The following is a 21,095-nucleotide window of genomic DNA, read 5'->3' on the forward strand; positions in this document are numbered from 1 at the left end:
CCCGAGCTCATGTTGCCTCGGGCCACATGTGGAAACTAACATCCACGATGCAGAAAAGCACTGAAGCGTTCTGGCGCTGCCGAGCGGGCCCCGGCTCGGCGGCGAGCGCAGGTACCGAGAGAGGTGGGCTTCCATGTCCGACACGACCCCGACGACGAGCGTGCAGGTGCTCGGCGGCCCCGTGGAGCGCGGCGACGAGATCCTCACCGCCGAGGCCCTCGACTTCGTCGCCGGTCTGCAGCGGAAGTTCGGCGCCCGCCGCGACGAACTGCTGGCCCGCCGCGTGCAGCGCCGCGCCGAGGCCAAGCGCAACGGCAGGCTCGACTTCCTGCCGGAGACCAAGGAGGTCCGCGAGTCCGACTGGCAGGTCGCCGCGCCGCCCGCCGACATCGCCGACCGCCGCGTGGAGATCACCGGCCCCACCGACCGCAAGATGTCGGTGAACGCGCTCAACTCCGGTGCCCGCGTCTGGCTGGCCGACCTGGAGGACGCGAACACGCCGCACTGGTCGAACGTGGTCAGCGGCCAGGTCAACCTCTACGACGTGGTCCGCAAGCAGGTGGAGCTGACCACGCCGGAGGGCAAGCAGTACAAGCTCCGCGACGACGTGCAGCACGCGGTGCCGCTGGTGCGCCCCCGCGGCTGGCACTTCGACGACAAGCACGTGCTGGTCGACGGCAAGCCGATCGTCGGTGCGCTGCTGGACTTCGGGCTGTACTTCTTCCACAACGCCCAGGAGCTGGTGAACCGCGGCAGCGGGCCGTACTTCTACCTGCCGAAGATGGAGAGCCACCTCGAAGCGCGGCTGTGGAACGACGTGTTCACCCACGCCCAGCAGGAGCTCGGCATCCCGCACGGCACGATCCGCGGCACGGTGCTCATCGAGACGTTCCCGGCCGCGTTCGAGATGGAGGAGATCCTCTACGAGCTGCGCGACCACTCGGCCGGGCTGAACGCGGGCCGCTGGGACTACCTGTTCAGCGTCATCAAGACCTTCCGCGACTCCGACCAGTACGTGCTGCCGGACCGCAACACGGTCGGCATGACGGCGCCGTTCATGCGCGCCTACACCGAGCTGCTGGTGCGCACCTGCCACAAGCGGGGCGCGTTCGCGATCGGCGGCATGGCCGCGTTCATCCCGAACAAGAAGGACCCGGAAGCCAACGACAAGGCGATGCAGAAGGTCCACGACGACAAGAACCGCGAGGCCGGTGACGGTTTCGACGGTTCCTGGGTGGCGCACCCGGGCCTGGTGGAGATCTGCTTCGAGGAGTTCGACGCGGTCCTCGGCGACAAGCCGAACCAGATCGACCGCAAGCGCGCCGACGTGTCGATCACCGCGGACGACCTGCTCGCGGTGAACAAGACGCCCGGCGACAAGACCATCGAGGGCCTGCGCGCGGCCGTGGACGTCGGCGTCCGCTACATCGTGTCCTGGCTGGGCGGCAACGGTGCGGCGGCCATCCACAACCTGATGGAGGACGCCGCGACCGCCGAGATCTCCCGCTCGCAGATCTGGCAGTGGCTGCACAACGACGTGGTCCTGGCCGGTGGGGAGCAGGTGACGGTGGAGCTGGTGCGCCAGGTCCTCGCCGACACCGAGCAGGCGCTGCGGGCCGAGGCCGGGTTCCCGACCGAGAACCTCGCCGCCGCGGTGGAGCTGTTCGAGCAGGTCGCGGTCGCCGACGAGTTCGTCGACTTCCTGACCCTGCCCGCTTACGAGCGGATCTGATGCACTGGTCGTGATCCACTGGTGCGGAGGGGGCGGTGCGAGCCGCCCCCTCCGACGTTCCCGGAGGTGCGCGTGAGGACTTCGCTGGACGCCGAGCAGGTTCGGCGGCGGTTGAACCGGTTGTCGGTGGTGGACGAGGACCGGGCGCGGCGCCACCCGGGAGCGGGATCCGCGCGGCAGCCGGTGCACACCTGCTACGTGCCCGCGTCGGCGGTGGACGCGGACGTGCTGCGGACGTGGGCGAGCACCGCGCTGGACGCGTTCGACGAACACCTGCCGGACCCGGCCGCGCTCGGCGCACTGCTGGGGATGGCCGATCCCGTTGCGGCCGCGGTGCATCCGCGGGTGCGGGAGAAGCTGGCCGGTGCCCCGGTCGAGGACCTGCGAATCGACTTCGAGGACGGCTACGGTTCGCCCGGCGACGAGGCCGAGGACGCCGACGCCGAACGCACCGCCGGGATCGTCGCCGGGTGGCTGCGGGACGGGGAGCAGCCGCTGCACTTCGGGCTGCGCGTGAAGTCCTTCGACACCCCCGAGCTGCGGGCTCGATCGGTGCGCACGCTGGACGTGTTCCTCACCGCGCTGCTGCGGCGGTGGGGGAGCCTGCCCGCCGGCTTCGTGCTCACCTTCCCGAAGGTCGTGGACGTCGCGCAGGTCGAGGTGCTGGTGGAGCTGCTGGAGCTGTTCGAGCAGCAGCTCGGGCTGGCCTCCGGGTCGCTGCGCTTCGAGATCCAGGTGGAGACCACTCAGTCCATCGTGGACGGTGCGGGCCGGTTGGCGCTGCCCCGGTTCGTCGAGGCCGGGCGGCGGCGGGTGAGCGGGCTGCACTTCGGCACCTACGACTACACCGCGAGCTGCGGGCTCACCGCCGCGCACCAGCACCTCGCGCACCGCTCCTGCGACTTCGCCCGGCACGTGATGCAGGTGTCCGCGGCCGGGACCGGGATCTTCCTGTCCGACGGGTCCACCAACGTGCTGCCCGTCGGCGACCAGGTGCGGCACGGCTGGCGCAACCACTACGAGCTGGTGCGGCGCTCGCTCGCGCACGGCTTCTACCAGGGCTGGGACCTGCACCCGGCGCAGCTGGTGAGCCGGTACGCCGCCGCGTTCGCGGAGTTCCGGGAGAGCGCACCGGCGCAGGCCGAGCGGCTCGCCGCCTACGTCGGCTCCGGGAGCGGCGCGGTCCTCGACGAGCCCGCCACCGCCCGCGCCCTGGCGACCGCGTTCGTGCGCGCCCTCGACGGCGGGGCGATCGACGCGGCGGAGGCGCGGGAGCTGACCACGGTCGACGAGGCCGGGCTGCGCGCCCTCGCCCGCCTCTGACTCCTGCTTCGTCGAGTGAACGGACCGTTCGTCCCATCTAGTTGGTCGAACGGTCCGTTCACTCGTGCCGTTCGTCAGGGGTGAACGGACCGTTCGCCTCGTCTGGTTGGTCGAACGGTCCGTTGACCCGGGCTGTTCGTCGCGGGTGAACGGACCGTTCGTCCGGTCTGGTTGGACGAGCGGTCCGTTCACCCGGCGCGGGCGGCTAGGGTCGGTGGGAGTCCGATCGGCCTGGGGAGGCGGCATGTCCGGCAGTGACGAGCTCGTGACGGCGGAGGACGCGGTCGCCGCGCTCACCGCGGAACTCCGCGAGGGCCAGGTGTTCGGCCCGGCGGTGCAGCAGGACGGCACGACGCTGCTGCCGGTGGTGCAGGTGCGCCGGGGCGGCGGGGTGAGCGGCCGCCGCAAGAACCGTTCGGGCGGAGGCGGCACGATCGCGAAGCCGGTGGGGGCGTGGGCGGTGACCGCGCAGGGCGCCGTGTGGCACCCGGCGGTGGACGTGAACCGCATCGTGCTCGGCGGCCAGGTGGCGTTGACCGCGGTCGCCGTGGCGCTGGCGGTGGCGTTCCGCCGCAAGCGCTGACCGACCGGGCTTCCCGGCCCACCCCGGAATCCCCAGTTCGGGTTTCCCACCTGGCCCGAAATCCCCGGCCGAGCTTGAAATCCCCGGCATGGCCCAAAATCCCTGGCCGAGCTTGGAACCCCCGGCGCGGCCCGAAACCCCCGGCTCGGCCTGGGATCCCGGCGCGAAACCCCACCCCGGAATCCCCGGTCCAGCCCGGAATTCCGCCCGGCCGTGGCCGGAGAACACCGTGGCCGGAGAACTCAGTGCAGCACGGTGAGCAGTCCTTCGACCCCGCGCTGGAAGGCGGCGCCGACGTTCTCCGCGCCGTCGATGTGCGCGCCGGTCATCGCGCCGTCGCGCATCATCAGGAAGTGCCGCGCGGCGTGCTCCGGTTTGCCGCGGCGCGGTGAGTCCCCGAAGACCTGCGCGAACAGCGCGGTGAGCTCGGCGACGTACCAGGCGCGGTGGTCGAGCACGACCTGGCGCACGGGGTTGCCGGGTTCGGGGTATTCGTTGGCGGCGTTGAGGAATGCGCAGCCGCGGAATTCGGGCCTGCCGAGGTCGGCGGCGACTCCGTCGCCGATCGCGCGGACCGCGTCGGCGGGGCTCGGCGCGGTGTCGACGGCGGTGCGCACGCCGGCGCGGATGTGCGCGTCGACGTCGCGGAGGTAGGCGAGCACGAGCGCTTCCTTGGAGGGGAAGTGCCGGTAGAACGTGGCTCGCGTGGTCGGCGCTTCGGCGAGGATGCGTTCGACGCCGACGGCCCGGATGCCTTCGCCGTAGAACAGCGCGCTGGCGGTGGCCAGCAGCCGGTCGCGGGCTTCGGACCGGCCGCGCGGGTTCGGGTCCTCGGTGCGCGTCGTCGCCATGCGGCCACCGTAGCAGAAAGAACGATCGTTCTTGCGTTCTGCGGAGCGGTCTGCCACGCTTCCCCCATCGGGAGAGAGAACGGTCTTTCTTCCTCGGGCTCGATGTGAGCCTCCTCGATGAAGGGAACCCGCCATGACCACCGCCACCGCCCCCGCCGCTCCGACCGGTGTCGCGGCGACGCTGCGCCGCCTCTACTTCGTGCGCTTCGGCTTCGCCCTCGTCTGGGCGGTCCTGGTGTTCCTGACCGCGTCCAGCCTCGGTCCGCTGACGGCGGTGCTGCTGGTGCTGTACCCGGTGTTCGACGTGGCGGCGGCGATCGTCGACGCCCGCTCGTCCCGGGGTTCCGCGGCGGGGCTCTACGTGAACATCGCGATCAGCACGCTGGCCGCGGCCGGTCTGATCGTCGCGATCACCTCGGGCATCCCGGCGGTGCTGCGGGTGTGGGGCGTGTGGGCGGTCGTGGCCGGTGCGGTGCAGCTCGGAGTGGCCGTGCGACGACTCCGGCTGGGCGGGCAGTGGGCGATGATCGCCAGCGGTGGCATCTCGGTGCTGGCGGGCGCCTCGTTCTTCCTGATGGCGGGGAAGCCGGACGCGTCGCTGGCGAACGTCGCCGGGTACGCGCTGCTCGGCGGGATCTTCTTCCTGGTCTCGGCCGTGCGCCTCGGTTCCGCGCCGCGCTCCTGAACCACCGCGGGGAACGGCTCGTCCGATCGCGAGCGGGCCGTTCCCCGCGGGTCAGACCGCGGGGTCGACGCCGGACCAGGTGATGATGCGGTCCGCGACCTCGGTGGTGGTGGGGCGGGCGCCGGGGTCGGGCGCGAGGCAGGCGTCGACGGTGCGGGACAGCCGCGCCGGCAGCCGCCGCCGGGTCCGCAGCGGCGGTGGGGCGGACGTGAGCTGCGGGTAGTGCCGCACCCCGTCCGCGCCGCGGTGGTGCGAGTGCTCCGCCCACGGCGGAGCTCCGGACAGGGCCTCCCACAACGTGATCCCGAGGCCCCACACGTCGGTCGCCGCGGTCATCTCCCCGCCGCGCGCCTGTTCCGGCGACAGGTAGTCGAAGGTTCCGGCGGAGCTGCGCTCCCCGATGCGGCAGGCGAGGCTGAGGTCGAGCAGCACGGCCCGGCCGCCGGTGGAGATCACGTTCGACGGCTTCACGTCGAGGTGCGCCCAGCCCTTCCGGTGCAGGTAGCCGAGCGCGGAGCACAGCTGCACGCCGAGGATCGCCGCGTCGACCGGCCGCAGCCGCTCGTGCTCGTCCAGCAGGTGGCTCAGCGTCGCGCCGGGCAACGTCTCGGTGATCACCGCGGGCCGCTTGGGCTCGCCGCTGAGCAGGGTCTCGTAGCCGCGCACCAGGTTCGGGTGGGTGAGCGACCCGAGCAGCGCCCCCTCCTCGCGCAGCCGTTCGGCGGCGGTCGGGTCGGCGGCGCGCTCGGGGCGCAGCGTCTTGCCGATGCAGCGGCAGTCGCGCTCCTCGCTCCACAGGTCGTAGACGTCGAGGCGATTTCCCCGCCGCAGCAACGAGATCACGCGGTATCCGGGGGCCAGGTGCTCGCCCGGTTCGAGGGCGGGCCCGGGCGGGCCCCAGTCGCCTTCGTCGTAGTACGAGCTGGCTTCTTCCGGGGCCGGTGCAGCGCTCAACTGCGGCTGCGGTGGCGTCGGCGGCCGGATCCGCTGCGGCTGGAGCTGTCGCGGCGACGGCGGCGGTGGTCGCTGCTGGACCCGCTGTGCCCGCGGTGGTGGCGGTGCCGGTCGCTGCTGTCGCGGGAGGAGCGGTGGCTGTGCTTGGCGGGGGACAGCGAGTTGAACAGCTTGCCCAAGTCCATTGTGGACCTCCTGGTGGCGGCCGGTGCCGATCTCGGTTCCCGAGATCATCTCCTGCCAGCGTACGCGAGGAACGGGCATACCGGACGGCTCTGGAGCGCCGCTCGCCGCGGGTGAACGGACCGTTTGCCTCGTCTAGTTGGACGAACGGTCCGTTCAGCTGTGCTGGGTGGGGAGTGAACGGACCGTTTGCCTCATCTGGTTGGACGAACGGTCCGTTCGCCCCTGTCGCGGGTGGTGGCGCGTCAGCGTCCGCGGATCCCGTCCAGGAGGTACGTGGTGCGGCGGTCGTAGTCCTCCCGGAGCGGCCGCCGGCCGTGCTTGAGGGCGAGGGCGTTGTCGTGGACGAGCGCGTGCAGGTCGCTCGCCGTGAACTCCGGCCGCAGCGCGCCGGAGGTGCGGGCCGCCGCGACGAGTTCCTCGTTGGCCTCGCTGCCGGCGCGGCAGATCTCCACGAGCTGCGGCGAGTCCGGGTACGTCTGCAGCAGGACGTCGTTGAAGGCGGGCTGGCGGTACTGGAGGTCGCGGATCGCGGTGAGGTAGTGCTCGATCCGCTCACCGGCGTCGTCGATGGCCCGCGCGCGGTCGATGACGGCGAACAGCTCGTTCGTCACGACCTCTTCGATGACGGCTTCGATGAGGCCGATCCGCCCGCCGAACCGGTTGAAGATCGTCGCCTTGCTCACGCCCGCCGCCTTGGCGACCTCTTCCAGCGGCACGGCCAGGCCTCGTCCCCGGAAGGCGCCGATCGCGGCGGAGCGGATCTGCTCGGAGTTGCGCCGGGCGTCGGCGCGCAGCTGGGGTTCCGGGGGTACCGCGCCGGGCATCGTCGCCTCTTCCTGTCGTGCGCTGGTCTTAACTTGACTCTCCTGGTCAGTCTACTTACGGTCGGGGCCGGAAGTGAAACTGACTAATCGAGTCAACTTGTGCGGAGCGTCGGCCACCTGGGCGGATGCTCGGAAAGGTCGAGAAGATGATCGTTGTCACCGGCGCTACCGGTGGGCTGGGCGCTGCCGTCGTCGAGCACCTCCTGGAACGCTTGCCCGCCGAGCGGATCGGCGTCAGCGTCCGCGACGTCACCAAGGCGCAGCACTTCGCCGACCGCGGCGTGCGGGTGCGCCGGGGCTCCTACGAGGACCCGGCAGCCCTGCGCGACTCGTTCGCCGGTGCCGAGCAGGTCCTCCTGGTGTCCGGCAACGATCCGGCCGCCGACGTCGTCGGCCTGCACCGCGGCGCCGTCGAAGCCGCGGTCGCGGCCGGTGCCCGGCGGATCGTCTACACGAGCCAGCACGGCGCCGTCCCCGGCAACCCGTACCGCCCCTCGGACATCCACGTCGCCACCGAGGCGTTCCTCGCCGGATCCGGAGTCGACTGGACCGCGCTGCGCAACGGTGCTTACGGCCCGCTCGACCAGGTCCTGGGCCCGTGGCGGCGGACCGGCGTGATCGCCGGGCCGGACGACGGGCCCGTGGCGTACACCGACCGCGACGAAGTGGCCGAGGCCACCGCGGCCCTCCTCGCCGGTGACCGCGTCCTCGACGGTCCCGCCACCCTCGCCGCGCCGAACGCCGTCACCTTCGACGACCTCAGCCGGATCGTCTCCGACATCACCGGCCGCACCGTCGAGCGCATCGTCGTGGACGACGAGCGGTGGGTCGCCGACCAGATCGCGGGCGGTGTGCCGGAGCCGGCGGCTCGGCTCCTGCTCACCTACTACCAGGCGGCGCGGGAGGGGTACTTCGCCGAACCGGGCTCGCTGCTGGCCGAACTCCTCGGCCGCGAACCCCGCACCGCCGCGGATCGGCTCACGGCGGACCTCACCGCCTGAATCCGAGCTCGGCTCCGGTCGTCTCCTGCCCTCGGCCGGTGCGGTGGGCGCGGTGGGGAGCGGCTGCCGCCGCGGAACCCCGGTGGGAGGTGGACGACCCGCGCCTGCGTTGGTCGAACGGTCCGTTCACCTCGTCCAGCCCGGAAGCAGGTCGGGGTGAACGGACCGTTTGCCTGATCTGGTTGGTCGAAGGGTCCGTTGACTCGGGGAGTCGGGTGGGGGTGAACGGACCGTTTGCCTCATCTAGTTGGTCGAACGGTCCGTTCACTCCGGGGTGGTGGCCGGGCGCTGGTCGGAGGGGGTGCGCCCGGCCACCGGCCGGTCCGGGGCGGTGTCGGGGAGGTCCCGCCGCGGACCGGGTCAGGGGCTCAGAAGTCCCAGGTGAGCAGGAGGTAGTCGTGCTCCGCCGCGAACTCGGCGCATTGCGGGCAGCGCGCCGTGATGTCGGCGGAGCGCGGCCGGCGCGGCGGTGGCGTGTCGAACGGGACGCGGATCCGATCGCCGCACAACGTCGCGGCCCGCTCCCCACCGGGCAGCGCGCCCGGCCGGGACGGGGTGGCGTGCCGCAGGTGCAGCGCCAGGCCGACGATCCAGAACGCCACCGGCCTGCTGCACCGGTACGGATGGGGCAACGCCACGACCATCCTCCTTTCGGTTCGATCACCGGGCGAACCGCTGACGAATCGAAAGGTAGATCGCTATCTTCTGGCCCAGCGAATGTGTGACACCGCAGTTCAGCGGATTGTCTCGCTGCAAATCCGGTCAGTTCTCGAACCGACCCCGCGCTGGAATCCGGAGGTCATGGAATGCGGCAATCAGAAGCCCTGCGTCAGCTCGGGCTCGGCGTGCGACTGCGCACCTTGCGGGAGAACCGCGGAATGACCACCCGATCGGTGGCGGCGGCCCTGGGTGTCTCACGTTCCTCGATCAGCCGGACCGAGCGCGGCACGCGCGCCCCGGATCGCGAGGAGGTGAGCGCGCTGTGCGCGTTGTTCGGCGTCGTCGGTGACGACAAGCAGGAATTGCTGGACCGCGTCGGCGAGTCGAACGAGACGTCCGCGTGGCTGGCGCTGGGCGACGGCATGTCCGAGCAGCTCGCAAGCCTGCTCGTGCTGGAACGCGAAGCCGCGAAGATCACGTGTGTGGAACTGGCCTTGATCCCGGGCTTGGCGCAGGCGCCTGACTACACCCGTTGCCTGATGGCGAGCGCCGGTCTGCAACCGCGAGAAGTGGAACGCCGGGTGGCGTCGAGGCTCGGCAGGCAAGCAGTGCTGTCCAGGCCGAGGCCTCCGCACGTCCGCTTCGTGATCGACGAGTCCGCGTTGAGCAGGACCCTGGGCAGTGAAACGGCGCTGAGGTTGCAGCTCGAGCACCTGATCAGCATCGGGCGCCGACCGAACGTCGAGATCCGCGTGATTCCGTTGTCCGCTCCGGCACACCGGGTGTTGAACGGGGCGTTCAGCTACTTCGAGCTCGCGGACGGCACGGGCTACGCCTTCGTCGAGTCGCAGGGTTTCGCCGTATGCCTCGCCGAAGCTGTCGATCTGCGACTGGTCGTGGAAACCTGCAACGAAGTGGACGATATCGCGCTGGGTGAGCGCGAATCACTGGTGTTGATCAAGAAAGCCGCGGAGGGACTGTCCGATGAGCGACTGGGTGTGGCGGAAGAGCTCTAGGAGCAACGCTTACCACAACTGCGTCGAGGTGGCGTTATCGCCGACGTCCGTGGCGGTCCGGGACTCCAAGGATCGCACGGCCGGTTCCCTGTCGTTCTCGAGGCGGGAATGGCGGAGGTTCCTGGCGGGCCTCGATGCCGGACGTTCTGGTGGTGAGCCGGACGATGGCTGAACCGAACTGGCGGACGAGCACGTACAGCGGTGACTACAACTGCGTAGAGGTCGCCCTTTTGCCTGAGTCCGCGGCCATTCGGGATTCGAAGGATCGCGCGGCAGGGTTCTTGTCGTTCTCGTCGCGCGCGTGGCAACGTTTCCTGTTCGGGATCAAAACCTCCCACTGCGAATGTTGGGCGGAAGGGGAACGACATCATGACCGAACCGACGTGGCGAAAGAGTTCGCGGAGCAACGCATTTGACAACTGCGTGGAGGTGGCGTTGTCGCAGGACGCGGCAGCGGTCCGGGATTCCAAGGATCGCGCGGCCGGTTCCCTGTCGTTCTCGACGCGGGACTGGCGGCGGTTCCTGAGCGGGGTCGGCGAAGGCCACTACGACCGATGAGTGAGCTGAACTGGCGGAAGAGCAGTCGTAGCAACCAGTACAACTGCGTGGAAGTGGCGTTATCGCCCCACTTCGTCGCGGTGCGGGACTCGAAGGCGGTCGAGGGCGGGCGGCTCACCGTCTCCCCGGCCCGCTGGGCTTCGTTCCTCCGCGGCCTCGGATCGGGCCGCTTCGACCGCTGAGCCCTGACCGCTGAGCCCTGAGCCGAACCGTGGTGGGCGACCCGACCCGATGACGGGCCGCCCACCGCGGGGTCACGGCTGCGGGATCGGCTGCGCGACCGCGGCGGCGGCGTCGATGACGCCGTGCCCGGTGAGCAGACTGAACTGCCCGGTCTTGTCGCTGCCGGGTGCGTGCGCGGTGTCGATCAGCGCCTGCTCCACCTGCTCGGCGGTGCGGCCCTGGGCGGTGAGCAGCGCGGCGACGCCGGTGACCATCGGCGCGGCCATCGAGGTGCCGGCGAGCGCGTCGTAGTCGGCGTCCCCGCACTTGGTGCCGGTGCCGCGCGGGACGGTGGAGGCGATGTCGCCTTCGCAGGTGCCGTCGCCCGCGCCACCGGGTGCGGCCACGGCCTTGAAGTCGAGCTTGAGGCCGAAGTTGGAGTACGAGGCCTTCTTCTCGGCGCGGTCGGTGGCGGCCACGCACATGGCGCCCCGCTCCCACGCGGGGGTGTCGCACAGCGGTGCGGTCTCGTTGCCCGCCGAGGCGATGACGACGACGCCCTTGTCGCGGGCGTACTCGACGGCGTCCTTCGCCTGGGCCTGGAGCCCGAGCAGCGTCAGCAGCTGGGAGCCGGGCTGCGCGCCGAGGCTCAGGTTGATGACGTCGGCGCCGTGGTCGGCGGCGTAGCGGATGCCGGCGCCGATCTCGGCGAAGTCGCCCTGGCCGTCTTCGAGGACCTTCACCGGCATGATCTTCGCGTCGGGCGCGACACCGGCGCCGCCGACGCCGTTGTTCGCGGCGGCCGCGGCGATCCCGGCCACGTGCGTGCCGTGCACGTCGGTGTCCTGGCCGACGCCGTCCGGCCCGCGCCAGTCGCCGTTGCCGCACGGCGCGGGACCGCCGCCGCAGGTGAACGTGGCGCCCGGGACCAGCTGCGAGCGCAGGTCGGGGTGGTCGAGGTCGACGCCGGTGTCGACGACGGCGACGACCTGGCCGGCGCCGGTGCTGGTCTGCCAGGCCTGCTCGGCGTGGATCTGGTCGAGACCCCACTGCGCGCCGGCGAGGGGATCGTGGGTGGTGGCCGCGAAGGCGGACGGCGCGGCGAGCGCGGTCAGGCCTGCGACCGTGATTGCGAGGGCCCGTAAACGCATGGGCTGCTCCCGGAGTTCGGTGAAAAAGTTCAGGCGATCAACGACAGCCTGACCACCGACGTTCCGGCCCGATACACGTCCGAGTCCAGAATGGGACGCGCGGTGCAGCGAATTGCGCCGAACGGAGCAGCGTTGAACGGGCAAAGCGGACCCGACGTCCACAGAGGACATCGGGTCCGCTCCCTCCCTCGCCCCATCCGGTTGCCGCGCAACGAGATCGCGCGTCGACCGGCGGGACTGATCCGAACGATAGTCCGGGGCAGCCCGGGGCAGAACTGCCCGGACGCTGCACGATCGGGTGGATCACCCTAATCGTTGAAGAGGAAATTTCCTACCGCAGTACGGGATTCAGCCCGTCCCAGGACAGTTCCGCGACCCACATCCCGCGGTCCCCGGGCGGCTCGGCGAGGTCCCCGTGGAACGCGATCAGCTCGCCGTCGTCGAACACGTCCTGCCCGCCGGGGTTCGTCACCGCGCCGCCCAGGACCTCCCGGCTCAGCAGCGCGCCCGGCGCCTTCGTGAACGGTCCGGTCGGGCTCGGCGCGGTCGCGAAGTTCGTGAAGTAGTCGCCGCTGTCGAACGTGTTCCCCGAGTACAGCAGCACGTAGCCCTGCGGGCGCCGCAGCAGCGTCGGCGCCTCCACCACCCCGGACTCCTCGGGGCGGTCGGCGCCCAGCAGCGGGACGTCCTTCCCGGCGGGCGTGATGCCGTCGGCCGCGACCGGTCGCATGTGGATGGTGGACGGGCCGCTGCGCGCCCGGCTGCCGCGCGAGTCTTTGTACAGCAGGTACCGGCTGCCGTCGTCGTCCACGAAGCTCGCCGGGTCGATCACGTCGCCCTGGCCGGGTGCGCAGATCAGCGGTTCGGCGCTCGTCGGTTCGAAGGGCCCGGTGGGGGATCCCGCGACGGCGGCACCGATGCACTGGCGGCCGGAACCCGTGTGGTGCGCGGTGTAGTACAGCAGGAAGGTGCCGTCGGAGCGCTCGCTCACGTCCGGTGCCCACACGTTCAGGCTGCCGGTGTGCGACGGGCCCACCCACGGCGGCAGCTGCGGCAGCGCGTCGGCCCGCTGTTCCCACGGGCCTTCCGCGTCGGTGGCGGTCGCGAGCTGCACGTTGTACCCGGCGGTGTTCGTGGCGTACGCGTAGTACTGCCCGTCGTGGTCCAGCACGTCCGGGTCCGGGAAGTTGCGGTCGATGACCTGTCCGGCGCTCCCGGCGGCGCGCTCGTCGGCGAGCGCGGCCGGTGGCGCGAGCAGCAGCAGCACGGCGGCGGTCAGGCTCAGGTGGCGGCACGTTCGCAGCACGGGTTCCCCTTCTTCGGCGGCCCCACCAGTGCACCGGCGCCCCGTGCGTCCCGCCGGACACATTCACCTCACGAGTGACACTCGATCAGGTCGTCCAGCGTGCGAGCCGCAGCGCGGGCCGACCTCCGGTCACCGTTGCCGGGAGTCGTCGACCTGCGAGATCCACCCGGTGACCGGGCCACCAGCCCGAGCGCGCCCCGGCGGGTGCGCGGAGCCGGACGCCGAGATCGGGTGGCGGGTCACCCACCGGGCGACGGATCCGGGGGCGCAGCGTGATCAGCGGTGGCGCGGCGGTGGAACAGGGCGTTCAACGCCAGCGCCGCCAAGCAACCCGTGCTGATCCCCGAATCCAGCACAGCGCGCAGCGCCGCGGGCGCGTGCGCGTAGAAGTCCGGCTGCACCACCGGGATCAGCCCCACGCCCAGCGATCCCGCCACCACCAGGGCCTGAGCCGGATCACCCAGATCGGCCCGGCCCAACGTGCGGATCCCGCCCGCCGCCACCGAACCGAACAGCACCAGCGCCGCGCCGCCCAGCACCGGCTGCGGCACCAGCGACACCACCGCCCCGGCGACCGGGAACAACCCGAGCAGCACCAGCACCCCGCCACCGGTCGCCACCACGTACCGGCTGCGCACCCGGGTCATCGCCACCAGCCCCACGTTCTGCGCGAACGCGCTGCAGGTGAACCCGCCGAACACGGCGCTCAACGCGCTGCCCGCGCCGTCCGCGCGCAACCCGGCCGCGATGGTGCGCTCATCGGCGGGCCGCTCCACGATCTCGCCCAGCGCGATCATGTCCGCGGTGCTCTCCAGCATCGCCACCAGCATCACCACGCACAACGACAGCGTCGCGCTCCAGCTGAAGCTCGGCGCCCCCAGCGCGAACGGCACCGGCGCGCTGAACACCGGCGCCTGCGCGAACGTCGTGGCGTCCACGAACCCGAACGGCCACGCCAGCACCGTGCCCGCCAGCAACCCGAGCAGCAGCGAGATCCGGTTCCAGAACCCCCGCAGGAACCGGTTCCCCAGCAGCACCAGCGCGAACGTCGCCGCGCCGAGCGCCACCCGGCCCGGCGCGGCGTGGTCCGGCGCCGCCGGGTCCCGTCCCGCGATCCAGCCGACGGCGACCGGCAGCAGCGACAACCCGATCAGCGTGATCACCGCGCCGGTCACCACCGGCGGGAAGAACCGCACCAGCCGGGAGAAGTGCGGCGCCAGCAGGAAACCCAGCACCCCGGCCACCAGCACCGCCCCGTACACCACCGACAGCGGGTTCCCGTCCGCCGACTGCGCCACGATCGCCAGGATCGGCGCCACCGAACCGAACGTGACCCCGTTGACGAACGGCAGCCGCGCCCCGATGCGCCAGATCCCCCACGACTGCAACAAGGTCGCCATCCCGGCGGTGAGCAGGCTCGCCCCGATCAGCAGGGTCCGCTGCTGCCCGGGCATCCCCAGCGCCTCGCCGACGATCAGCGGGGGAGCGACGACGCCCGCGTACATCGCGGCCACGTGCTGCGCGCCGAACGCCAGCATCCGGCCCGGGGGCGGGATTTCGTCGACGGGGTGGACGTCGGTGCCTGCGTGCTCCTCGAAGGCCATGCGGGCTCCTCGGCGGGGAACGGGATTCGGTGCTGCTACCGGCGCGCTCCCGCCCGCACCACCGCGGGACCGTGGCGGGCGCCCCGGCGGGTCAGAACTCGGGGAGGCCGTACCAGGCGATCGGCGCCTCGGGCACGTCGTCGCGGGTGACGATCCCTTCGATCAGGCCGTACGGGCGGTCCGCGGCGAAGAAGACCTCGTTGTCGTTGTCCAGCCCGAACGGTTCCAGGTCGACGCGGAAGTGGTGCTTGTTCGGCAGCGACAGCCGCACCTCCGCGATGCCCGGGTGCGCCTCCAGCACCGCCTCGCCCATCGCGTGTAGCGTCTGCTGCAGCGCGAGGCTGTGCGTCGTCGCGAACGCGGACAGCAGCGCGGCACGCACCGAGGCGAAGCTCTCCGACCACGCCACCTCGGTGCCCAGGTGCCGCCAGCGCGCCGACACCGCGGTCGCCAGGATGCGGTCCGAGGTCTCGGGAAGCGTCGTGTACTCGTCCCTCGGGAAGCCGTGGAACTCCGAGCCGGTGGACTTGAGCACCACCAGGCCCTCGACACCGCTCACCACGTGCGCGTCGTCGCCGTCCACCGTGACCGCCGCAGTCCGCGTCTCCGCACCGCCGCGGCGGAACGCGTGGTCGTGCCCGGCGCCGTCCACCTCGATGCGCTCCCACGCGTGCTCGGCGACGAGGATCCGCGCGCCCCGCACCGGTTCCCGGGTGCCGACGAAGTGCTTTCCCAGCCGCAGCGCGAAATCCTCGACCTCACCGATCGGGTGGCGCTTCGCGAACGCGTAGGCCGTGTTCTTCTGCGAGTCCGTCGGCAGCACGTTCGCGTTGTCCCCGGTGCGGTGCGCGGCCGCGAAGTCCCCGCGCAACGCGGTGCTGATCGTGAGGTCCCGGATCTCGTGCCGAGCGGTGCCGCGGTCCACCGCGACCAGCCGGATCTCGGCCTTGCCGTACTGGTTCGGTCCCGGCACGATGCCCACGTCGATCAGCTCCCTCGGTAGGTGGAGTAGGCGAACGGGCTCAGCAGCAGCGGAACGTGGTGGTGCTGGGCCGGATCGGTGATGCGGAAGGTGATCTGCACCAGCGGGTAGAAGGATTCGGTGCCGCGCGCCGCGAAGTAGGCGCCGGTGTCGAAGGTCAACCGGTAGTCGCCGGGCGCCAGCTCGTCCGGGCCGAGCGAGCCGATGCGGCCGTCGTCGTCGGTGACGCCTTCCGCGATCGGCCCCGCCCCCTCCAGCCGGACCGCGATCCCGGCGGCCGGGCGGCCCAGCGCGGCGTCCAGCACGTGCGTGGTCACGGCACTCATGCGATCACCTTCTCCAGGCGCAGCAACGCGATCTTGCGCAGCTCGTCGGCGACCACGCCCAGTTCGGTGCGCGGGTCGTTGTGCATCCGGGAGCGCAGCACCGCCAGCAGCTCGGCGCCACCGCGGCCGCCCGCGCACACCAGGTACACGTGGCCGAACTTCCGCTCGTAGGCGGCGTTGCCCTCCCGCAGCGCGGTCCGCAGTCCCTCGTCGGCGAAGTCCACACCGGACTGCTCGGAGCGGGACCAGGTGGCGGAGGTCGCCTCGCCCGCGGGCCGTTCCCCGATGCGGGGGTGCGCGGCGAGCGCGGCGTCGACCTCCTCCGGGGTGAGTTCGCGGGCGGCGGCGTCGGCGGCGGCGAGCACCGCCGCCGCGGAGTCGTACGGCCGCGCGTCGCAGACCCGTCGGGCCCAGCGCGGCACGTCCAGGCAGGCGCGCAGCTCGGGCAGCAGCTCGGCGCGGGGAACGGCGTTGAAGCGGTCGGGTGCGGACATGGCCTCCCCTTCGGGCCGGCTGCGTCTCGGCTGATCCGCGGTCCGCCCACGCCGGGCGACCGGCGGCGCACCGTGCCAGCTGAAGCTACGACCGGCCTCACCAGGTGTCAACACTTTGTTGAACTAGCAGGTGATCAGGGGTGCTGTTCCCGGTTCAGGTAGTTGTAGACCGTGAAGCGGCTGACGCCCAGCGCCTTGGCCACCGACTCCACGCCCTTGCGCAGCGTGAACGCGCCGCGCTCCTCCAGCAGCCGCACCGCGCGCTGCTTGTCCGCCCGCGACAGCTCCGGCAACCTGCCGCCCAGCTCCGCCTCCACCCCGGCGATCAACCGGTCCAGCGCGCTCGTCAGCTCCGCGCCCGGCAACCGCACCGCGACCGCCGGTTCGCCCTCCCAGTGCAGCAGCACGTCGGACGGCTCCCGGTCCTCGACGGGAACGGTCGTGGCGCCGAGCCGCGCCAGCAGCGGCGCGATCGCGGAAGCGAGCGGATGCACGCCGACAGCCTAGAAGCCCGCCCCGGGAGCCGTCGGGCGGTCGACCGTGACCTGCAAGGTGATGCGGTGCGCGCCCGCCGCCAGCGCCGCGTCGCACACCTCCGCCAGCGCGGGCAGCACCACGTCCCGCGAGCCGCGCACCGAGGTGCCCAGCGGACCGAAGTCCGGCTCCAGGCCCGCCGCGCGCAACCGGTCCCGGGCGGCCACCGCGTGCTCCGGCGGCTCGCCCTCGCCGCGGAACGGTTCCGTGGTGAACTCCGCCGTCACCTGCGGTTCGGGCATGGACGCCTCCGAGAGTTCGGGAGCAGATCGGCCCACTGTACGGGCGCCGCGGCCCCGGTCGCGGAAAAGGCGCCGTGCCACCGGAATCGGCCCCGTGACCGAGATGTGATCGCCGTGACGGCGAGCGCCGTTCCCGGCCGCGCGTACCCGGGCGGACCGGAAACAGCAGGCGGGGAAGGCCCTGCCGCCCGCGGGCGCGCGGTGACCCGCTCGGCGGGCGCGGCTCGGTCAGCTGAACGGCGCCTGCCGGGCTTCCCCTGATCGGGCGAGTCGGGTGGAATGTGCGAGTCACCGCCGCAAGCCCGAGGGAGAGCACTGTGCCCGGTCCCGTCCTGATCGCGCCGGACAAGTTCAAGGGGTCGCTCACCGCCCCCGAGGTGGCGAACGCGCTCGCCGCGGGACTGCCCGGCGTCGAGGTGCGGCTCGCGCCCATCGCCGACGGCGGGGACGGCACCGTCGACGCCGCGATCGCGACCGGGTACCGGCGGATGCAGGCGCGCGTCACCGGGCCCGTCGGGGCGCCGCTCGCCGCCGACTTCGCGCTCCTCGGGGACCAGGCCGTCGTCGAGCTCGCCTCCGCGTCCGGGCTCGCGCTGCTGCCCACCCGGGAACTCGCGCCGATGACCGCCTCCAGCTTCGGCACCGGAGAGCTGATCCGCGCCGCCCTCGACGCGGGCGCGCGCACCATCGTGCTCGGCGTCGGCGGCAGCGCCTGCACCGACGGCGGCGCGGGCATGCTCGCCGCGCTCGGCGCCCGGCTGCTCGCCGACGCCGGACGTCCGCTGCCCCCCGGTGGCGGCGGGCTCGTCGAGCTCGCCGAGGTCGACCTCAGCGGACTGGACCCGCGGCTCGCCGACGCCGACATCGTGCTCGCGTCCGATGTGGACAACCCGCTGCTCGGGGAGCGCGGCGCCGCGCACGTGTACGGACCGCAGAAGGGCGCCGACCCCACCCAGGTGCGGCTGCTCGACGCCGCGCTGCGCAGCTGGTCCGGTGCCGTCACCCGCGCAGGCGGGCGGGAGGCCGCCGACGAGCCGGGGGCCGGGGCCGCCGGTGGCGTCGGCTACGCCGCGCTCGCCGTCCTCGGCGCGCGGCAGCGCCCCGGTGCGGACCTCGTGCTCGAACTCGTCGGCTTCGACGCCGCGCTGCCCGGCGCCGGGCTCGTGCTCACCGGTGAGGGGTCCGTCGACGAGCAGACGCTGCACGGCAAGGGGCCCGCCGCCGTCGCCGCCAGGGCCGCCGCCGCCGGAGTGCCCGCCATCGCCGTCGCCGGGCGCTGCTCGCTCGCGCCGGAACGGCTCCGCGACGCCGGGTTCGCCGACGTCTTCGCGCTCACCGACGTCGAACCCGACCCGCAGCGCTGCATCCGCGAGGCGGCCGACCTGCTGCCGCAGCTCGCCCGGCACATCGCGGCGAAGTGGCTCGTTTGAACGAGTCCGCGGCCCGCCGCGTTCCGCGTGGTCGGCGGCTCCGCGGCTGACGGGACCGCGGGGCGTGGCGGGCGGGGCCGGACCGCCCCGGGTTCGTAGAGTGGGGGCGGGAACTCGGGGGAGGGGTGCGCCGGTGGCGGATGCCGTGAACGGCCGGACGCCGCTGCGCGAGCAGGTGCGGCGGGCGTTGCAGGACCGCATCAGCGACGGCCGCCTCCGGCCCGGCGACCGGCTCTACGAGCAGGAGATCGCCGCGGAGTTCGGCGTCTCCCGGGTGCCGGTGCGCGAAGCGATCCGCATGTTGCAGAGCGAAGGGCTCGTGGACGTGGCGCCGAACCGGCGCGGCGTGTTCGTGCGCAGCCTCGACCGCGCGCAGGTCGAGGAGCTGTTCGACGTCCGCGAAGCCCTCGAAGCGCTCGCCGCCCGGCTCGCCGCGTCCCGCGCCTCCGCGGACGACGCCGAACGGCTCGGCGTGCTCGCCGAACGCGCCCGGCGGGCGTGGGCGGGCGGGGACGTGGACGCGATGTCCGCGGCCAACACCGAGTTCCACGACCGGATCGTGGCGCTGTCCGGGAACGCGCTGCTCGCCTCGGTGCTGGAGCCGCTGCACGGCAGGCTCGCCTGGCTGTTCCGGCTCAACCTGGAGCCGGAGCGGGTGTGCCGGGAGCACGACGAGCTGCACGCCGCCATCGCCGGCGGTGACAGCGACCGGGCCGCCGAGCTCGCGCTCGGGCATGTTCGGGCCAGCAGAACGATGGTCCTCGACAAGATGCTCTTCTGAGCTCTTCTCGTCCGGGGTGAGCGGCCCGCCCATCCCGGTGCGGGGAGTGGGCCGCTCACCTGAGTTGCTTCCACGGGTGAGCGGTCCGGGTGCCCGGTCTGGTGGGGGCTCATCTCGGGGACGTGGTGGTTGACCGGGGGCGGGAACCGGCCTACTTTTCCGTATACGTTTAAGTATACTTCCGCTATGTGGAACCGGAGCGGCCATGTCCCCGGATCGTGCCGAAGCCGCCACCACGCCGGGAGCCCCCAGCCCCCGGCTCTACAACGCCGATCTGGCCCCGCCCGCACAACGCCGCTGGAAGACCTACAGCATCTTCGCGCTGTGGATGAACGACGTGCACAACATCGGCAACTACACCTTCGCCGCCGGCCTGTTCGCCCTCGGGCTCGGCGCGCTGCCGTCGCTGATCGCGCTGCTGCTCGGCATCCTCGTCGTGTTCTGGGGCATGAACCTGATGGGCCGCATGGGGCAGCGCACCGGCGTCCCGTTCCCCGTGATGGCGCGGATCTCCTTCGGCGTGCACGGCGCGCAGCTGCCCGCGCTGATCCGCGCCGTCGTCGCCATCGCCTGGTACGGCATCCAGACCTACCTGGCCTCGCTCGCCGTCGTCGTGCTGGTGCTGCGCATCGAACCCGCGCTCACCCCCTACGCGCAGGACTCGATCCTCGGGCTCTCCAGCCTCGGCTGGATCTGCTTCCTCGCGCTGTGGGCGGTGCAGCTGGTGATCCTCAGCTTCGGCATGGAGATCATCCGCCGGTTCCAGGACTGGGCCGGGCCGATCGTGTGGGTCGTGATGCTCGCGATGGCGATCTGGGTGCTGGTCCTCGCGGGCGGGCGGATCTCCTGGAACCCGCCGAACGCGCTCAGCGGCACCGCGATGTGGTGGGAAGTGCTCGGCGCGGCCGGTCTCACCATCGCCATCTACGGCACGCTGATGCTCAACTTCTGCGACTTCTCCCGGTTCGCGCCGGACCGGAAATCGGTCGTGCGCGGGAACTTCTGGGGCCTGCCGGTGAACTTCACCGCCTTCGCGATGGTGTCCATCATCGTCACCGCCGGGACGCACACCCTGTTCGGCGAGATCATCACCGACCCGGCGGAGATCATCGCGAAGGTGCCGAACACCTTCGTGCTCGTCGTCGGCGCGCTGCTGTTCGCGCTCGCGACCATCGGCGTGAACATCGTCGCGAACTTCGTCTCGCCCGCCTACGACCTCGCCAACCTCGCGCCGAAGCACATCGGCTTCCGGCGCGGCGGGCTGATCAGCGCGGTGCTCGCGGTGGTGGTGCTGCCGTGGAACCTCTACGGCAGCCCCGCCACCGTGGAGTACTTCCTCGGCGGGCTCGGCGCGGTGCTCGGGCCGCTGTTCGGCGTGATCATCGTGGACTACTGGCTGCTGCGGCGCGGCCGGATCAACGTGCCCGACCTCTACACCGAGGATCCCGCCGGCGAGTACGCCTACCGGCGGGGCGTGAACCCGCGGGCCGTCGGCGCGCTGCTGCCCGCCTCGGCGGTCGGCATCGCGCTCGCCGTGGTGCCCGCGTTCGCGGTGCTGTCCTCGTTCTCCTGGTTCATCAGCGCGCTGCTCGGCGGCGGGCTCTACCACCTGATCGCCGACCGCGGCCGCGACTTCACCGACGTCCCCGGCGACCACCTCGCGCGGACCACCACCGCAGAAGGAATCCACTGACCGCAGCCACCCGACTC

The 21,095-nt window shown here is 72.1% G+C and carries 26 protein-coding genes; 13 read left to right on the forward strand and 13 right to left on the reverse strand.

Annotated features, from left to right (window positions below; translation table 11 throughout):
* The first annotated feature begins 133 nt into the window (after window positions 1-133).
* From aceB to H1226_RS02700, 3 genes are all read left to right on the forward strand, one after another.
* On the forward strand, window positions 134-1,732 hold the full coding sequence (aceB, locus tag H1226_RS02690) for a malate synthase A (protein ID WP_224967406.1): 1,599 nt from the start codon (window positions 134-136) through the stop codon (window positions 1,730-1,732).
* Window positions 1,733-1,804: 72 nt separating this feature from the next.
* Window positions 1,805-3,055 (forward strand): DUF6986 family protein, encoded by a 1,251-nt coding sequence (locus tag H1226_RS02695; RefSeq protein WP_258345622.1) that lies wholly within the window; start codon window positions 1,805-1,807, stop codon window positions 3,053-3,055.
* A 244-nt stretch (window positions 3,056-3,299) separates the two neighbouring features.
* On the forward strand, window positions 3,300-3,638 hold the full coding sequence (locus tag H1226_RS02700; protein WP_224969057.1) for a hypothetical protein: 339 nt from the start codon (window positions 3,300-3,302) through the stop codon (window positions 3,636-3,638).
* Window positions 3,639-3,880: 242 nt separating this feature from the next.
* On the opposite strand, the gene H1226_RS02705 is transcribed toward H1226_RS02700, so the two are convergent.
* Window positions 3,881-4,489, reverse strand: coding sequence for a TetR/AcrR family transcriptional regulator (locus tag H1226_RS02705; protein ID WP_258345626.1), 609 nt, complete (start codon window positions 4,487-4,489; stop codon window positions 3,881-3,883).
* Between the two features lie 133 nt (window positions 4,490-4,622).
* Between H1226_RS02705 and H1226_RS02710 the strand changes: the two genes are divergently transcribed.
* The gene (locus H1226_RS02710; RefSeq protein WP_258345628.1) at window positions 4,623-5,174 is read left to right on the forward strand and encodes a hypothetical protein; all 552 of its coding nucleotides are present in this window, start codon (window positions 4,623-4,625) and stop codon (window positions 5,172-5,174) included.
* Between the two features lie 51 nt (window positions 5,175-5,225).
* Here the strand turns inward: H1226_RS02710 and H1226_RS02715 are convergent, their stop codons facing one another.
* The 3 genes from H1226_RS02715 to H1226_RS02725 form a co-directional block, all read right to left on the reverse strand.
* Entirely contained in the window at window positions 5,226-6,128 is a 903-nt protein-coding gene (locus tag H1226_RS02715; protein WP_258345629.1) for a serine/threonine-protein kinase, read from the reverse strand.
* Entirely contained in the window at window positions 6,125-6,313 is a 189-nt protein-coding gene (locus tag H1226_RS02720; RefSeq protein WP_224963052.1) for a hypothetical protein, read from the reverse strand. The genes H1226_RS02715 and H1226_RS02720 overlap by 4 nt, the downstream gene beginning before the upstream one ends.
* A gap of 243 nt (window positions 6,314-6,556) precedes the next feature.
* Complete coding sequence (locus tag H1226_RS02725; protein ID WP_258345631.1) at window positions 6,557-7,138, reverse strand: TetR/AcrR family transcriptional regulator; 582 nt, start codon at window positions 7,136-7,138, stop codon at window positions 6,557-6,559.
* A 146-nt stretch (window positions 7,139-7,284) separates the two neighbouring features.
* Between H1226_RS02725 and H1226_RS02730 the strand changes: the two genes are divergently transcribed.
* Window positions 7,285-8,139 (forward strand): NAD(P)H-binding protein, encoded by an 855-nt coding sequence (locus tag H1226_RS02730; protein WP_258345632.1) that lies wholly within the window; start codon window positions 7,285-7,287, stop codon window positions 8,137-8,139.
* A 368-nt stretch (window positions 8,140-8,507) separates the two neighbouring features.
* On the opposite strand, the gene H1226_RS02735 is transcribed toward H1226_RS02730, so the two are convergent.
* The gene (locus H1226_RS02735) at window positions 8,508-8,777 is read right to left on the reverse strand and encodes a hypothetical protein (RefSeq protein WP_224962250.1); all 270 of its coding nucleotides are present in this window, start codon (window positions 8,775-8,777) and stop codon (window positions 8,508-8,510) included.
* A 168-nt stretch (window positions 8,778-8,945) separates the two neighbouring features.
* Between H1226_RS02735 and H1226_RS02740 the strand changes: the two genes are divergently transcribed.
* The 5 genes from H1226_RS02740 to H1226_RS02760 are packed head-to-tail and all read left to right on the forward strand — an operon-like array spanning window position 8,946 to window position 10,555.
* Complete coding sequence (locus tag H1226_RS02740; protein ID WP_258345633.1) at window positions 8,946-9,815, forward strand: helix-turn-helix domain-containing protein; 870 nt, start codon at window positions 8,946-8,948, stop codon at window positions 9,813-9,815.
* Window positions 9,784-9,987, forward strand: coding sequence for a DUF397 domain-containing protein (locus tag H1226_RS02745; RefSeq protein ID WP_258345634.1), 204 nt, complete (start codon window positions 9,784-9,786; stop codon window positions 9,985-9,987). The genes H1226_RS02740 and H1226_RS02745 overlap by 32 nt, the downstream gene beginning before the upstream one ends.
* Window positions 9,980-10,231 carry a DUF397 domain-containing protein gene (locus tag H1226_RS02750; RefSeq protein ID WP_258345635.1) on the forward strand — a complete coding sequence of 84 codons (252 nt, stop codon included), beginning with the start codon at window positions 9,980-9,982 and terminating at the stop codon, window positions 10,229-10,231. The genes H1226_RS02745 and H1226_RS02750 overlap by 8 nt, the downstream gene beginning before the upstream one ends.
* Window positions 10,185-10,373, forward strand: coding sequence for a DUF397 domain-containing protein (locus tag H1226_RS02755; protein ID WP_258345636.1), 189 nt, complete (start codon window positions 10,185-10,187; stop codon window positions 10,371-10,373). The genes H1226_RS02750 and H1226_RS02755 overlap by 47 nt, the downstream gene beginning before the upstream one ends.
* Window positions 10,370-10,555 carry a DUF397 domain-containing protein gene (locus H1226_RS02760; RefSeq protein ID WP_258345637.1) on the forward strand — a complete coding sequence of 62 codons (186 nt, stop codon included), beginning with the start codon at window positions 10,370-10,372 and terminating at the stop codon, window positions 10,553-10,555. Before H1226_RS02755 ends, H1226_RS02760 begins: the two co-directional genes overlap by 4 nt.
* 72 nt (window positions 10,556-10,627) lie before the next feature.
* Here H1226_RS02760 and H1226_RS02765 read toward each other — a convergent pair whose 3' ends face one another.
* From H1226_RS02765 to H1226_RS02800, 8 genes are all read right to left on the reverse strand, one after another.
* A complete protein-coding gene (locus tag H1226_RS02765) occupies window positions 10,628-11,686 on the reverse strand; it encodes a S8 family serine peptidase (RefSeq protein ID WP_258345640.1) in 1,059 nt (352 codons plus the stop codon).
* A 331-nt stretch (window positions 11,687-12,017) separates the two neighbouring features.
* Window positions 12,018-12,992, reverse strand: a complete 975-nt coding sequence (locus H1226_RS02770) for a glycoside hydrolase family 43 protein (RefSeq protein ID WP_258345641.1) — start codon at window positions 12,990-12,992, stop codon at window positions 12,018-12,020.
* Window positions 12,993-13,231: 239 nt separating this feature from the next.
* Window positions 13,232-14,596, reverse strand: a complete 1,365-nt coding sequence (locus H1226_RS02775) for a nucleobase:cation symporter-2 family protein (RefSeq protein ID WP_258345643.1) — start codon at window positions 14,594-14,596, stop codon at window positions 13,232-13,234.
* 91 nt (window positions 14,597-14,687) lie between these two features.
* On the reverse strand, window positions 14,688-15,578 hold the full coding sequence (pucL, locus tag H1226_RS02780) for a factor-independent urate hydroxylase (RefSeq protein WP_258345644.1): 891 nt from the start codon (window positions 15,576-15,578) through the stop codon (window positions 14,688-14,690).
* A gap of 5 nt (window positions 15,579-15,583) precedes the next feature.
* Window positions 15,584-15,904: a hydroxyisourate hydrolase gene (gene uraH, locus H1226_RS02785; RefSeq protein ID WP_258345648.1), complete on the reverse strand. Its 321-nt coding sequence runs from the start codon at window positions 15,902-15,904 to the stop codon at window positions 15,584-15,586.
* Window positions 15,901-16,398 (reverse strand): 2-oxo-4-hydroxy-4-carboxy-5-ureidoimidazoline decarboxylase, encoded by a 498-nt coding sequence (uraD, locus tag H1226_RS02790; protein ID WP_258345653.1) that lies wholly within the window; start codon window positions 16,396-16,398, stop codon window positions 15,901-15,903. The genes uraH and uraD overlap by 4 nt, the downstream gene beginning before the upstream one ends.
* Before the next feature lie 134 nt (window positions 16,399-16,532).
* Complete coding sequence (locus H1226_RS02795) at window positions 16,533-16,892, reverse strand: helix-turn-helix domain-containing protein (RefSeq protein WP_258345655.1); 360 nt, start codon at window positions 16,890-16,892, stop codon at window positions 16,533-16,535.
* A gap of 9 nt (window positions 16,893-16,901) precedes the next feature.
* Window positions 16,902-17,174, reverse strand: coding sequence for a thiamine-binding protein (locus tag H1226_RS02800; RefSeq protein ID WP_258345657.1), 273 nt, complete (start codon window positions 17,172-17,174; stop codon window positions 16,902-16,904).
* A gap of 317 nt (window positions 17,175-17,491) precedes the next feature.
* On the opposite strand from H1226_RS02800, the gene H1226_RS02805 reads away from it, so the two are divergent.
* The 3 genes from H1226_RS02805 (at window position 17,492) to H1226_RS02815 (ending at window position 21,078) form a co-directional block, all read left to right on the forward strand.
* On the forward strand, window positions 17,492-18,604 hold the full coding sequence (locus tag H1226_RS02805; protein ID WP_258345659.1) for a glycerate kinase: 1,113 nt from the start codon (window positions 17,492-17,494) through the stop codon (window positions 18,602-18,604).
* Window positions 18,605-18,737: 133 nt separating this feature from the next.
* Entirely contained in the window at window positions 18,738-19,385 is a 648-nt protein-coding gene (locus H1226_RS02810) for a GntR family transcriptional regulator (RefSeq protein WP_258345661.1), read from the forward strand.
* A gap of 205 nt (window positions 19,386-19,590) precedes the next feature.
* The gene (locus tag H1226_RS02815) at window positions 19,591-21,078 is read left to right on the forward strand and encodes an NCS1 family nucleobase:cation symporter-1 (protein WP_258345663.1); all 1,488 of its coding nucleotides are present in this window, start codon (window positions 19,591-19,593) and stop codon (window positions 21,076-21,078) included.
* Window positions 21,079-21,095: the final 17 nt, after the last annotated feature.

Source organism: Saccharopolyspora gregorii, from assembly GCF_024734405.1.
Taxonomy (GTDB): domain Bacteria; phylum Actinomycetota; class Actinomycetes; order Mycobacteriales; family Pseudonocardiaceae; genus Saccharopolyspora_C; species Saccharopolyspora_C gregorii.

Excerpts from the sequence above, each read along its gene's own strand:
- H1226_RS02720 (WP_224963052.1), bottom strand. The coding sequence starts at position 6,313 with ATGGACTTGGGCAAGCTGTTCAACTCGCTGTCCCCCGCCAAGCACAGC.
- H1226_RS02705 (WP_258345626.1), bottom strand. The coding sequence starts at position 4,489 with ATGGCGACGACGCGCACCGAGGACCCGAACCCGCGCGGCCGGTCCGAA.
- H1226_RS02725 (WP_258345631.1), bottom strand. The coding sequence starts at position 7,138 with ATGCCCGGCGCGGTACCCCCGGAACCCCAGCTGCGCGCCGACGCCCGG.
- H1226_RS02755 (WP_258345636.1), top strand. The coding sequence starts at position 10,185 with ATGACCGAACCGACGTGGCGAAAGAGTTCGCGGAGCAACGCATTTGAC.
- uraD (WP_258345653.1), bottom strand. The coding sequence starts at position 16,398 with ATGTCCGCACCCGACCGCTTCAACGCCGTTCCCCGCGCCGAGCTGCTG.
- H1226_RS02765 (WP_258345640.1), bottom strand. The coding sequence starts at position 11,686 with ATGCGTTTACGGGCCCTCGCAATCACGGTCGCAGGCCTGACCGCGCTC.
- H1226_RS02710 (WP_258345628.1), top strand. The coding sequence starts at position 4,623 with ATGACCACCGCCACCGCCCCCGCCGCTCCGACCGGTGTCGCGGCGACG.
- H1226_RS02760 (WP_258345637.1), top strand. The coding sequence starts at position 10,370 with ATGAGTGAGCTGAACTGGCGGAAGAGCAGTCGTAGCAACCAGTACAAC.
- H1226_RS02740 (WP_258345633.1), top strand. The coding sequence starts at position 8,946 with ATGCGGCAATCAGAAGCCCTGCGTCAGCTCGGGCTCGGCGTGCGACTG.
- aceB (WP_224967406.1), top strand. The coding sequence starts at position 134 with ATGTCCGACACGACCCCGACGACGAGCGTGCAGGTGCTCGGCGGCCCC.
- H1226_RS02800 (WP_258345657.1), bottom strand. The coding sequence starts at position 17,174 with ATGCCCGAACCGCAGGTGACGGCGGAGTTCACCACGGAACCGTTCCGC.
- H1226_RS02815 (WP_258345663.1), top strand. The coding sequence starts at position 19,591 with ATGTCCCCGGATCGTGCCGAAGCCGCCACCACGCCGGGAGCCCCCAGC.
- H1226_RS02775 (WP_258345643.1), bottom strand. The coding sequence starts at position 14,596 with ATGGCCTTCGAGGAGCACGCAGGCACCGACGTCCACCCCGTCGACGAA.
- H1226_RS02730 (WP_258345632.1), top strand. The coding sequence starts at position 7,285 with ATGATCGTTGTCACCGGCGCTACCGGTGGGCTGGGCGCTGCCGTCGTC.
- H1226_RS02745 (WP_258345634.1), top strand. The coding sequence starts at position 9,784 with ATGAGCGACTGGGTGTGGCGGAAGAGCTCTAGGAGCAACGCTTACCAC.
- H1226_RS02700 (WP_224969057.1), top strand. The coding sequence starts at position 3,300 with ATGTCCGGCAGTGACGAGCTCGTGACGGCGGAGGACGCGGTCGCCGCG.
- uraH (WP_258345648.1), bottom strand. The coding sequence starts at position 15,904 with ATGAGTGCCGTGACCACGCACGTGCTGGACGCCGCGCTGGGCCGCCCG.
- H1226_RS02750 (WP_258345635.1), top strand. The coding sequence starts at position 9,980 with ATGGCTGAACCGAACTGGCGGACGAGCACGTACAGCGGTGACTACAAC.